We start from the raw sequence: 12,930 nt of genomic DNA on the forward strand, positions 1-12,930 counted from the left end.
AAGCTGCCTTCTTCATGTTTGAGATAGCCTGAAAAACTCTTTTTACTCAGGCGGTATCACTAACATAGGAATAACAAGCGTCCATTTTTCCAGCTTTTGAGTGCCGATTTTTTCTGGGATACGTTGGCGAAATGATTCTCCGACTTCGTCTAAATAACGTACTCTGAAAGTGTTGGCATAGGCGGTAGTTTTTGTCGGCAACGGTGGTAATTTGACGGTACGGGCAACTTCAATATCATCAGAAAGGAAAATATATCTGCCATCCTCCGTCCGCTTCATTTCCAGTGGGTCGTCTTTTTTCAGCTTCGCAGCAGCAAACAGACGTTGTTTCACAGTTTCGACATTGTTGTGACAGACAATGAAGTCGATATCCAAATCACTTTTGCTATCGGTTTCTCCCTCGACTGCCGTGTTTCGATAAGCTGCCAAACGTCTGTATTCGGTATTCAACTCAGGTAATTCGGTAAAGATTTGAGCCACGTTTTCAATATCATCAGGTAGCTTTGTCATCCAAGGATGCTCTGGAGTAGTTTGCAGTAGGGTCAGTGTTTCTATGGCACGAGTCATAGCGACGTAATAAAGCCTCTGTTCGGCTTCGTCAACTCCCTGCCAACCGCCGTCTAAAATGAAGACGTGCTTAAACTCCAACCCTTTGACTGCGTGCGCCGTGCCTAGAAATATACCTTCCGAACGGGTTTCATGTTCATCACCTACATATTCGTAGAGCCAGCTTTTCAGAAAGGCAGACGAATATCGGTTAACAGTGCCACTACCGTTTTCAGACGACCCGTTGTCTTCTATGGGCGACGCTTGGATTTCTGCCTCACGACTCTCTGCAAGGTTATCCGACTTTTCAGGTAGCTTCTCATCTTGCAGTGGATATTCGTTTAAGAAATCAGTTTGTAATTGCCTAAACCAAACACACCAACTGCCACCGCTTTTTTTCACTTGTTCACTAATAAGTTCTGCAAAAGCTTGTGATGTAAAGCCTTCGGTTTGTTTTTCCACGCCATCAATCAGGCGGACAAACTCACGGGTGTGACGCAATTTGATTTTGCTGCTTTTGTCGGCACTCAAAAAATAAGGTATGCCGTTTTGTTCACACCATGCCTGCAGAGGTTTGAGACTGGCATTATGACGGGATAAAACTGCAATCTCATTCCATGCGACTTCGCTCAAGGTTTTCAGACGACCTATTTCGGTGATAACAGCTTGTGCCTGTATGTTGCTGCTGCTACCGAACGGCAGGCTGATGTGGCGCACACGCCCCTGCCTTTCGCTGTCTGTTGCAGCCCATACGCCACCGTTGGGCTGTGTTTGACGCTCAGGGTTGATAACAATCGGATGCAGCGTTTTCAGACGACCTGTCATGCCGTTTATCACGCTGTTGGCAGCGCTGATGATGTATTGCGTACTGCGGTAGTTGTAGGTCAAATAGTCGGGTTGGGCAACGTCGTAGTCTTTTTGGAAACGGTGTATGTACTCGTTGCTCGTGCCATTGAAGGCGTAGATGTTTTGGTCATCGTCACCGACCGCCAGAATCGTCAGCTTGTCTTCTTCAGCCCGCTTCCTACCCGCAAGCGCAGAAACGAGCCGGTAGTGTTCTTCGCTGATGTCTTGGTATTCATCTACCAGAATATAGCGGAAACCTGCCATGATACGTTCGCGTGTCTCGTCGCTACCATCATCGTTTTCAAGGTCGTCTGAAAGCATAGCGGCAGCCTGCCTGCACCATTCTTTAAACTGACTTTTGCCATATTCTCGGTTGTTGCCGTCAAAACGAACCCCCAAAAGCCGCATTGCCATACCGTCATAAGTCATGACCGTAACGGCAGCAGCAAGAGGACCGACCAGTCCGAACAGGCGGCGCTTGACCTCCTGCGCCGCCAACCGGTTGAAAGTCAATACAATGATGGCGGATGCGGGAACATGTTGCACCCGTAAAAGGTAAGCAACACGGTGCACAATAACTCGCGTTTTGCCTGAACCCGGTCCGGCAAGAATAAGACGGTTACTGCCGCTTTGGTCGGTAACAACGGCTTTCTGCATCTCATTCAGCCCATCTGTAATTTCGCGCAGAGTTTGTGGCGATGCAGGCTCGTCCAATTCTTTCAGACGACCTTTAAACCATTTATTCTTAAAATTCTTTTCTTCCAAGCCAAAGTAATCACGCACCAAATTCAACCCTTCAGTAAGATTTTTCAGTGCGCGAAGGGCATATTCCTGCATCACATGGATTTGAAAGCGTTTTTCGCCGTAAAAAATGGAAAGCGGTTTATAGTCCTCCGCAAGATACTGGCGTTTGGCTGAGAGTGCTTCAGGATTAGGGATAATAGTCATGGCATGTCTCAGAATAGTCATGCCGTGGTTGAGTTTGATCACACCTTGTTTGTGCATAAACAGCAAAGTCTGCTTGAGCAGAAGCTCACGACGGTCGGCGGGGATTTGCACCGACAATACCAAATCGTCGGCAATCTGCTGCACCAATTCACCCATGCGGGTTTCCACCATTACGTCTTTTTGGCGCACTCCGTTGGTTTTTGCCATCAAGAATGGTAAGAGGCACAGGCTGATATTTCGGCGAAGCTCGGCGTTGTTTTGCAAGTTTTCCCAACTGTCGCTCTTAGGATTCTTGAAACGCACTTTCAAAAGGTTGTTGCCAACATCGCGGATTTGAAAACTGCCGCTGCTGTTTGTCCGCTGTGCCGCCTTATCATCGGCGAGCGACTGCATCAAAAGTTTGATTTCAGCCGGATTGGTTTCCAAATCCGCTTCATTCATTTGGTAGCAAACAGCATTCAACGAGAGATTTTGCCAAATGCCTTGATCTGCTTCTGGAATTTCGTTTTTTAAAATCTGCCAAAGTTTCTCTTCCCAAGCGATAACTTGCGCCAGACGTTTATCAGCAGGCTTTTTGTTATCAGTACGCAAAATAACGGTCATGTGTGTATCGTTGGTAAGAATGTCCAATTCTTCCAGTTTTTTTAGATGACCGCGCAATTCAGTGAAACTGCATGCTGTTGCCTGCACCAAATCATCGGTACTCAAAGGCGCGTCTTCTGGCGCTTGAAACACAATTTCGGCAATGGTTTGGTAAATTTCCGAGATACGCTTGCTGAACTTGTTTTTTTCAATAATCGCCAGCGCCTCATCTAGATTCAGACGACCTGAACGTGCGGGGAAAATACGGGTTTGATTTTCCTTACGCTCTAATAAATCTGCACGTTCCAACCATGCCAATACGGTTTTGACTTTGGTATCTGCCTGTCTATCATCGCTGTCAAAACTCATGTACTCCTCGGTGTCGCGCAAGATTTCTCCACCTGTAGCCACGATTTCACCGCAATGGTCTTTGCCGTATGCCGCTTGATTCAGCCAACCGACTTTCTTCCACACGGATTTCAAATCGCGCAATTCGATTTGCGACATTTTGCTGATGGAAAACTGCGTATCCACGTCTCTTCCGTCATAAAGCAACACGCATTTTGCATCTGCCTGATCCCTCCCTGCTCTACCCGCTTCCTGCAAATAATTCTCCAGCGAACCGGTAATCTCGGCATGAATTACTAGGCGCACATCAGATTTGTCCACCCCCATACCAAAGGCGTTGGTGGCGACAATAACGCGCAAACTACCGCCAATAAACTGGTTTTGAATATCGGCTTTTTCGTTGTTCCCCAAGCCTGCATGGAAATGCTCACATGCCCAGCCTTGTTCTTTCAGGTAAGCCGAATAGGTTTCCGCACTTTTCCGCCGTCCGACAAATACCACGGCTCCACCGCTTTGATGATCAAGTTCACGATGCAACAGCTCGTTGATTTTTTGCTTTTTAAGGCCATCTGAAATCTCCAGCACATCGTAAAACAGATTGTCGCGCTCGTTGTCACCAATAAATTGGCGGAACTCAATACCAGCCTCCACACGGAAATGGTTAGTGATGTCGGCGAGGACATCGGGTTTGGCAGTAGCAGTAAAACAACTTACCGGAGCCACCGTACCGTTATTTTTGCTGTGTTCAGCGATAAATTTGACTGCGTATAGATAGTCTGGACGGAAGTCGTGTCCCCATTTCGACAGGCAATGTGCCTCATCGAATACCCAGCCGTTGATTTGGCGTTGCGAAATAGCGTTAATAAAACTGGTGTTGCGGAACTGTTCAGGCGCGACAAACAAAATGCCGATATCGCCCAAAGCTATTTTGTCTAAAATTTGGGCGCGTTCAACCACCTCAACCAAGCCGTTAAGCATAGCAGCGCAGGTAGCTCCTTTTATTTCCAAACCGTCCAACTGATCTTTCATCAGCGATTGCAAAGGTGAAACAACTATTGTCAAGCCTCCGTTGCGGTAGTAGCGGTTGAGTGCTGGCAACTGATAACACAAGGATTTGCCGCCGCCCGTGGGCAGCACCGCCAGCGTATGCAACCCCTTCATACCTGATTGCACCACAGCACGTTGTCCACCATCAAATCCTTTTACATCGCGAAAAGTCGGTAGTTTGAAATAACGCTGTAACTGCGCCTCAGGATTGAGCGTATCCTGACAATAACGGCATTCCGTACTACCGCAATCATGGTCGCGCAATTCGGCAATCAGCCGAGCCGTATCGGGAAACTGGTGCCTCACCCACGGAGCTAACACAGAATTACCACCAGAGACATTTAACCAAGATAAGGCATAGCCGAGGGAAGGATATATGGCAGGATTACGGATGTCTGTTTTCATTAACTCCAAAAAACGTGTGCGGCAGACTTTCAGACGACCTTGATCATTGTTGTCCTGCATCATCAACCAAATAGTGTCGATCAGTTTCTTGACATCTGGCGATGTATCACGCTCGGGAATCATAATGTCTTCTGAAAGCCGATACGGCAGGGGTATATCAGACAGGGCTGTCCACAGCGCAAACTCCTCGGGCTTTTCGGCTTTGATTTTTCCGAACGCAGTGCATTGGTCTTGAAAAAGCTGCCAGCAAGCGTGACAGTCGGAGAGTGGGGAATTAATTTCAGAAGAGATGATTTTATGGTTTTTGATTAGTCGGTGATACGGATTTTGCGGAAATGCCAAAGGCGAGAGCCACAGCGTATCGATAACAGGCACTTTAAGCCATGCGGCTTCGGGCACTACGGCCTTCAAATATTTCAAATCGTGCCCGAGGATGTTGTGCCCCATCAGCCACTTTAATCCACTGGTCAGATGAGCCATTTCACACAAGGCGGTATGAAACCCCTTTTCTCCACGAAAAACTTTTTCAAAAAACAAACCTGAGTCGGGGCGGAATGCACCGATTTTGAACGGCTTGTCGGTTTTTGGATCGACTTCCAAATCAATGATAAGAACAGCGGGGATTTGTCCTTTTGTAGCGGTATTCATTTTTAGACGACCTCTAAACAAATTAAACAATTCTTTCCAAGACAAACGCGCCGTAATCATCGCCTAAAGGCAGCTCGAAATCTGTATGCAGGATTTGGCGTTTTACTTGTACGGTTTCGTCAGTTTTCGGATTAAAACCTTCTTTTAAGGCCGTCTGAAAATACACACCGAAGCCGCGTTTCTGCCACGCAGGCAGTTCGTTGAAATTGATATTGTTTTCAAATAACAAATCGTGCTTTTGCACGCGTGTCAGGCCGCTGACGGCATCTGTAGCGCGGGACGCGCTTTCTCCTTTCTTGCGCAGCATCCAATAGCAGTGGGTGTTGAGCGCGTTGCGGTATGAGTCTTCGTGCCGCCAACGGAAATAATCGACCACCAGTTTTTCGTTCGGCAAAACGCAAACTCTGGCATCAAAAGCGGCGGTCTGCCCGTGCGCCACAGAAAAGGCGGCGCTGGCCTCACCAGCCAATACCGAAATGATTTTGCGCGTTTTGCGTTTGAACGTATCGTCGTCTCGACGCAGCAATAGTGAAATTTCATCGCTTTCCGAATAGCCGTACGCCACATTGAAGCCGCATTTCATCAAATGACGGACGGTGTGCGCCATCAGGTCGCGGAAACGAATGTCGAACGGGGCTTCAAACTGCCAAATTTCCTTGGTTAGTCGTGTAAAACCGCGCCCGTCTAAGCGAACAACAATAAAATTTTCCTGTGGTACGCAAAAATCATAAGCGGTTTCGTATTGTCGCAATCGTTTGTCCAAATCATCGAATCGCATCATATATCCTTTTATATTTTATTTTCTATATAACTATCTATAAATATATTTTTTAGTATTCTACGCTTCTTGCTAATAAAAGCCACTTTAAAATATATTTTCTTTATATTCAATAAATTAAAAATTATTTTTATAAAAATTTTGTTCTTGGCACGCTGTTGGCTATGTTGTGAATGTAACGATACAGCAGATGCTTCGGGAAATACAGTTACCGGAGAAAAATTTTCCGTAAATTTAGTTGCTGTGTGGTTACAGGGCGAATGCCAACAAGACTACATTTGGATTAACAGGTTCGAATCCTGTCTCGTCTGATAGACGTTGAACGTCTTGTTTATTTAGTCGCCCACCCTTTTCCAATATGGCAGGCAAATGCCTAGGGAAACTACAACATGGATACCCTTATGTCGCAGGTTCGAGTCCTGTCTCTGTTATCCAAAATAACAGAGTAGCTCAGTTGGTAGAGCCAAGGCATGTTTCCCTTAAAAACTTGTTGCGTGCCATATTATTTTTACGGCAGCAGGCGGATGCTTGAAGAGAGTACATTAACTTATCACGTTAAAACCGTTTCTCTTCACTTTTAGCCGCTACGCTGCCACCCATTCGAGGCCGTCTGAAATATTCAGGCGGGCTGATATAAAAACTGTTTTTGGTGCAAACGGCAAATGCCGGAGGAATTACAGCCTGCTAAGCGCGAGGTCGCGGGTTCGAGTCCCGTCTCTGCCGCCAACTATGGCAGAGTAGCTCAGAGGATAGAGCGCGTAAAAATTTCTCCACTCTTTGTTGCCCAATGTGCCACCCCTTATGGGCGAATGCCATTAGGATTACATTCCTTTCTTGCTACAAACCTGAATGATCCTAATTAAACTGGTCGCCCTACGGCAGTAGGCGGATGCCCGGAAGAGAATACATTAGCTTTCAGTTAAAACCGCTTCTCTTCATCTTTAGCCGCCATACTGCCACCCATTCAAGGCCGTCTGAAAAACAAAGCTAAAACAAGTTCAGACGGCCTCAAACCAACAATATGAAAGAAAATGAAAATGGCTAATACTACCTTGTTTCAATCTATTAAAAACCGTTTGATTAAAACCGATACCTATAATGAAGCCGGCGGCATTGCCTACACGCTGACACCTAAACAACAGCTGGCCCAGCTTGCCGCTACCGGTTGTCTGAACAATACCTACTATGCCGATGCTCAAAGTCAGCTTGACCAAGTATTGAAGTTGGCAGAAAGCCTGGATGCCGAGTTTATCGCCAAAACTGCCGTATATGCCCGTCAAAAAGGTTTTATGAAAGATATGCCTGCGCTGTTGCTTGCCGTGTTGGCGCAAAAAGACGTGAACATGCTCGCCCGCGTATTCGACCAAGTAGTGGACAACGGTAAAATGTTGCGTAACTTCGCACAAATTATCCGCAGCGGTGCAGTCGGCAGAAAATCCTTCGGCAATCGTCCGAAAAAACTGATGCAGACCTGGCTTTTGACCGCCACCGAAAAACAACTGTTGAACGCCGCCATCGGCAATTCGTCGTCGCTGGCGGACGTGGTCAAAATGGTGCACCCCAAACCGAGTGAAGCATGGCGTGCCGCATGGTTTGCATGGCTGATCGGCAAACCGTACGACCGCGAAGCATTGCCACCCATTACCCGCGCTTTTGAAGACTACAAACAAAGCCGAGAAGGCGAATTGCCCAACGTTCCTTTCCAAATGCTTACAGCTTTAGAATTGAACAGCGGCGACTGGGCGCAAATCGCCCGCAACGGCTCATGGCAGCAGGTTCGTCAAAATCTGAACACTTTCCTGCGCCACGAAGTATTTGCGAAAAGCAAAAACATCAAAATGGTGGCAGAAAAACTGCGTGACGAAACCGCCATTGCCCGCGCCCGTGTTCTGCCTTACCAGTTGCTGACTGCGTATCAGGCGACATCTGACCAAATGCCGTCTGAAATCCGCGAAGCCCTGCAAGATGCGATGGAAACCGCCGTACAAAACGTACCGGCAATCCAAGGCAAAGTCGTGGTTTGTCCGGACGTCTCCGGCTCCATGCACAGCCCGGCTACCGGCTATCGCGGCAGCGCGACCAGCAAAACCCGCTGCATCGACATTGCCGCGCTCGTATCTGCCGCCATGTTGCGTACCAATCCGCAAGCCCGCGTGATACCGTTTGAACAAATCACGGTAAACGTCAAGCTCAACCCACGCGACAGCATCATGACAAACGCCGAAAAACTCGCCAATGTCGGTGGCGGCGGAACGGCATGCAGCGCACCGCTTGCCATGCTGAACCGCGAAAAAGCCGACGTGGATTTGGTCGTCATCGTATCAGACAACGAAAGTTGGGCGGATGACAGCCAAGGATGGGGCGCCACAACCAGCCTGATGAAAGAGTGGGATATTCTGAAACGCCGTTGCCCAGAAGCCAAACTTGTTTGTCTGGATATCCAGCCCTACACCAAGGCTCAAGCACGAAACCGTCACGATATCTTGAACATCGGCGGCTTCTCCGACCAAGTATTCTCCCTGATTGGTTCCTTTGCCGAACGAGGTATGGGTACAGATTTCTGGGTAGAAGAGATTGAGAAAACGCCGTTGGCAGCTGTGAACTGAAGCTAAGGCCGTCTGAAAAAAGGGTAGAAATATTTTTCAGACGGCCTATTTATTTAGTATCAGCTGAGAAAAGAATAAGGAAACAAAATGCAAAAATTTATCTTAATCCGCGGTCATCAAGGTTCTGGAAAATCGACGTTTGCCGAACAAAAAGCCGCGGAATTTAAAGCGCAGTATCAGGATGCGGAAATCGTCCGTATTGAAAACGATTTGTTCATTACCGATGAATACGGTGAATATCGTTGGTCGGGCGAAGCAGTGGATAAGGCGCAGAAACGCGGCAATGCCTTGATGACTGAAACTTTGAGACTTGGACGCCAAAATCCGAATCGAAATATTCTGATCATTAATTCCAATACCAACCAAAAAGCTTCGCGTTGCCGTCATTTATTGGATCAGGCGGAGAAAAGCGGTTTTGAAACAGAGGTCTATTGACTGCACAATTTCTATCCCAACCTGCACGGTGTGAAAGAGCATGATGTGTTGGCGGCGTATATCAAGTTGAACCAAAACCGTGTGGCAAACGAAATCCACATCGAGGCCGTGCAGCCGGCAAATGCGGAGCAGTTAGAAAAAATCGAACAGATGCAGGCTATCGAGCATAAGCCGCTGGTGTTTGATGAGGCGCAGCAAACCTTTGTGACCGATCACTATCTGCAACACAGCAGCCGTAACTTTACTGCCAAAGCATCCAAGCGCTATCCCGAATTGCGCGTGTTGAAATACGCACGCAGCGTGTTCTACAACAATCGCTTTGATGATGCGCTGCTGGAAATGCGCGGTTTGATTATCGACGCGCATAATCGAATCATTGTGCGTCCGTTTAAAAAAGTGTTCAATTATTCGGAACGTATTGCCAAAGGCAGCCGCTATCCGATCCGAATCAGTGACGAGAGATTGGTGGATGCGGTTGTAAAAGTGAACGGCTTCCTGGGTTGCTGCACTTTCGTCTCGCTTTCAGACGACCATCCGTCTCACGGCGCAGCGTTTGACGGCAAAGTGCTGTATTCGACCACCGGTTCTCTTGATAGCGCGTTTGCGGACATGACCGCCGCACATTGCGCTCAATACGAAACCCTGTTCCGCACGTATCCGAACCATACTTTTTTGTTTGAAATCACAGATGCGAAAGACGTGCACATCATCCGCGAAGAATTTGGCGAAACTTTAATCGGCTGCATTGACGTGGCGACCGGCCGTCAGTTTACTGAAGCGGAATTGGACGAAATCGGCAAACAATACGGAGTGCGCCGTCCCAAAACGCTGAAAAACATCACGTTCGGGGAGCTGAAAGGCCGTCTGAAAAATGTGGAACACGAAGGCTTTATGGTATTTGATGCACAAAACGGCGAAATGCTGTTCAAACTCAAATCGCCGTATTACCTGATTTCCAAGTTTTTAGGACGAAGCAACGAGGGCAATATCGGCCGCAAACTCGACAAACGCCATGTCGATGAAGAGTTTTACCCCTTAATCGACCATATCCACGACCATCAGGAAGCGTTCAACGCTATGCCGGAATTGGATAAAATCGCGTTTATTCAGGCGTTTTTGAAGCAGTTGTAAGGCTGTCTGAAAATATATGGAGCAATGCGTATTTATTTTCCGCGCTCATACGCTTCGATTTCGCCAACCTTAGGTGCATAGCCGCTGCTTGTGTCGTGGCGCAAGTCAAACCAGATATCGACCAATGCCCAAGCGGCCGGAGCGGCAATGACGTTTTGCCCCATACATAAAACCTGCGCATCATAATTTTCCACCGAGCCGCGGAGCGTAAGTAAATCATGCGCTGTCGCCGCCCGTATGCCGCGCACCTTATTGGCGGCGATTGCCGTGCCCACGCCGGTGCCGCAAATCAACAGCGCACGGTCGGCGCGTCCTGCCGCGACTTCTTCGGCCGCGGCAAACGAGAGTTGCGGATAGCTTCCTTCGGGTGAGGATAAATCGACCAAGCTGCTGACGCGCGGGTCGTTTTGCAGATGCGCTTTGAGCGCGTCTTTCAATATTGCGCCGTTGGCCGGCGCGGCAATAACCAAACGCATAAAAACTCCTTGAAGCATATAATAATAAACATTCCTCAGCATACGCCCGCGCGTGATACGATTCAAGCTTGCAACGCAGAGAGCACGGCATGAGCAAAACCTACTTCACATCAGACCTACATTTCTCACATAAAAACATTGCCAAATTCTGCCCGCAATTTCGACCGTTTGATAACGTGGAGCAGATGGATGAATTTTTAATCCAAACGTGGAATGAAACCGTTACGCCTGAAGATACGGTGTACAACTTGGGCGATTTTTCCTTTGCCCAAGACCATAAGCAGATAGAGCGCGTTTTGTCGCGTTTGAACGGGCAGCATCACTTGATTTACGGCAATCATGATCATGTGATTCGGCAGCATGCCGATTTTTTCCGCAGCCAAACCAAGCATGACGGCCATCCGCTGCTGTCGTCCATACGGCCGTATTTGAAACTCAAATTGCCGGAAATTAAGAATACGCTGGTTCTCTTTCACTATCCGATACAGGAATGGGACGGCTGCTATCAGGGTTGGTATCACTTGTATGGCCATTTGCATGACAGGGTGGCGGAAATCAAAGGGCGTGCTTTAAATGTCGGATTCGATTTGCACGGCCGCTTTTTGACGGCAGAAGATGTCGATAAGTTTTTGTGTGATTTGCCTAAAATTTCGTATTTTGGCGAAGCAGGGTTGAAGGCCAAGTCGCCGGAAGAAGCAGCAGAGCTGGTGTCTCGGAAACTGGCGCAATTAAATCAGGTATAATTTCAGACGGCCTTTGCGGATTTACGGCAAAGGCCGTCTGAATATCAATTTCCCATTTTTGAGTGATACATGGAAAACCTTTTGGTTTACTTACTACAAAAAATCAGCCTCCCCAACCAAACCGGCAAGGACAAGTCATGAGCGGTAAGCCTTTGAAGTATCCCGTTTCCGCTTTGGTTGTCTTGCATGATGAAGACGGCAATATCCTGCTGATTGAACGCACGGCGCCGCAAGGTTTTTGGCAGTCGGTTACCGGCAGCTTGGAAGAAGGCGAGCGTATCGAAGAAACCGCATGGCGCGAAGTGTGGGAAGAAACCGGTATCCGCCTTGCAGACGGTCTGCTGGAAAACTGGCACGACAGCACCGTTTATGAAATCTATCATCACTGGCGCCATCGCTATCCCAAAGGTGTGTTTGAAAACCGCGAACACATCTTCTCCGCCCAAATTCCGCGTGATACGCCCATTGTCCTGCAACCGGACGAACACGTTGCCTACGGTTGGTTTGGTGCGGAAGAAGCGGCGGAAAAAGTGTTTTCGCCTTCCAATAAACGCGCAATTTTAGAATTGATTAAAAGGCTGAATGCCAAAAAGGCCGTCTGAATACGACAGTTTCACATTTTCAGACGGCCTTGGGTTTGTTATACTTTCGCCGTTTGACTCTCTTTAAAATCAAAGGAAACCATCATGGCAGACTTCAACAAAATCCTGACCCCAGGCGATGTGGATGGCGGCATCATCAACGTTGTCAACGAAATCCCTGCGGGCAGCAACCACAAAATCGAGTGGAACCGCAAACTGGCCGCGTTTCAACTCGACCGCGTTGAACCGGCAATTTTCGCCAAGCCGACCAACTACGGCTTCATTCCGCAAACTTTGGACGAAGACGGTGACGAATTGGATGTATTGCTGGTGACCGAGCAGCCTTTGGCAACCGGTATTTTCCTGGAAGCACGCGTTATCGGCGTAATGAAATTCGTTGACGACGGCGAAGTAGACGATAAAATCGTCTGCGTTCCAGCCGACGACCGCAACAACGGCAACGCCTACAAAACTTTGGCCGATTTGCCGCAACAACTGATCAAACAAATCGAGTTCCACTTCAACCACTATAAAGACCTGAAAAAAGCAGGTACCACTAAAGTTGAATCTTGGGGCGATGTAGAAGAAGCGAAACAAGTCATCAAAGAATCTATCGAACGTTGGAACAAACAAGCCTAATCAGTTTGTCCCATCCAATATCAAGGCCGTCTGAAAATCAGATTTTCAGACGGCCTTTTTATGTTTCAAACCAATATAACAAAATCGTCTTTAAAACAAACAAACCATTCTTTCTCATTTTCAGACGGCCTCATTAAAGTAACGCCTATACCAAAAATAAGGAGTGCTTCA

General features: G+C 47.8%; 7 protein-coding genes and 1 pseudogene. 5 read left to right on the plus strand and 3 right to left on the minus strand.

Annotated elements, in window-relative coordinates:
* Positions 1 to 42: 42 nt before the first annotated feature.
* The gene (locus ACTHTJ_RS08410) at positions 43 to 5,370 is read right to left on the minus strand and encodes a RecQ family ATP-dependent DNA helicase (RefSeq protein ID WP_070585572.1); all 5,328 of its coding nucleotides are present in this window, start codon (positions 5,368 to 5,370) and stop codon (positions 43 to 45) included.
* Positions 5,371 to 5,392: 22 nt separating this feature from the next.
* A complete protein-coding gene (locus tag ACTHTJ_RS08415; RefSeq protein WP_070585574.1) occupies positions 5,393 to 6,148 on the minus strand; it encodes a tRNA(His) guanylyltransferase Thg1 family protein in 756 nt (251 codons plus the stop codon).
* A gap of 1,031 nt (positions 6,149 to 7,179) precedes the next feature.
* On the opposite strand from ACTHTJ_RS08415, the gene ACTHTJ_RS08420 reads away from it, so the two are divergent.
* Positions 7,180 to 8,754: a vWA domain-containing protein gene (locus ACTHTJ_RS08420; protein ID WP_070585577.1), complete on the plus strand. Its 1,575-nt coding sequence runs from the start codon at positions 7,180 to 7,182 to the stop codon at positions 8,752 to 8,754.
* A gap of 87 nt (positions 8,755 to 8,841) precedes the next feature.
* Positions 8,842 to 10,320: pseudogene (locus ACTHTJ_RS08425) on the plus strand (RNA ligase).
* Positions 10,321 to 10,352: 32 nt separating this feature from the next.
* Here ACTHTJ_RS08425 and ACTHTJ_RS08430 read toward each other — a convergent pair.
* Complete coding sequence (locus ACTHTJ_RS08430; RefSeq protein WP_070585581.1) at positions 10,353 to 10,796, minus strand: RpiB/LacA/LacB family sugar-phosphate isomerase; 444 nt, start codon at positions 10,794 to 10,796, stop codon at positions 10,353 to 10,355.
* Positions 10,797 to 10,885: 89 nt separating this feature from the next.
* On the opposite strand from ACTHTJ_RS08430, the gene ACTHTJ_RS08435 reads away from it, so the two are divergent.
* The 3 genes from ACTHTJ_RS08435 (at position 10,886) to ACTHTJ_RS08445 (ending at position 12,759) form a co-directional block, all read left to right on the plus strand.
* Positions 10,886 to 11,539 carry a metallophosphoesterase gene (locus ACTHTJ_RS08435; RefSeq protein WP_070461665.1) on the plus strand — a complete coding sequence of 218 codons (654 nt, stop codon included), beginning with the start codon at positions 10,886 to 10,888 and terminating at the stop codon, positions 11,537 to 11,539.
* Positions 11,540 to 11,676: 137 nt separating this feature from the next.
* Entirely contained in the window at positions 11,677 to 12,141 is a 465-nt protein-coding gene (gene nudB, locus ACTHTJ_RS08440) for a dihydroneopterin triphosphate diphosphatase (protein ID WP_070461666.1), read from the plus strand.
* Positions 12,142 to 12,225: 84 nt separating this feature from the next.
* Positions 12,226 to 12,759, plus strand: coding sequence for an inorganic diphosphatase (locus tag ACTHTJ_RS08445; protein WP_003678634.1), 534 nt, complete (start codon positions 12,226 to 12,228; stop codon positions 12,757 to 12,759).
* The last annotated feature ends 171 nt before the right edge of the window (positions 12,760 to 12,930 follow it).

Source organism: Neisseria sp. P0018.S001, from assembly GCF_051957355.1.
In the GTDB taxonomy this organism is placed as follows: Bacteria; Pseudomonadota; Gammaproteobacteria; order Burkholderiales; family Neisseriaceae; genus Neisseria; species Neisseria subflava_A.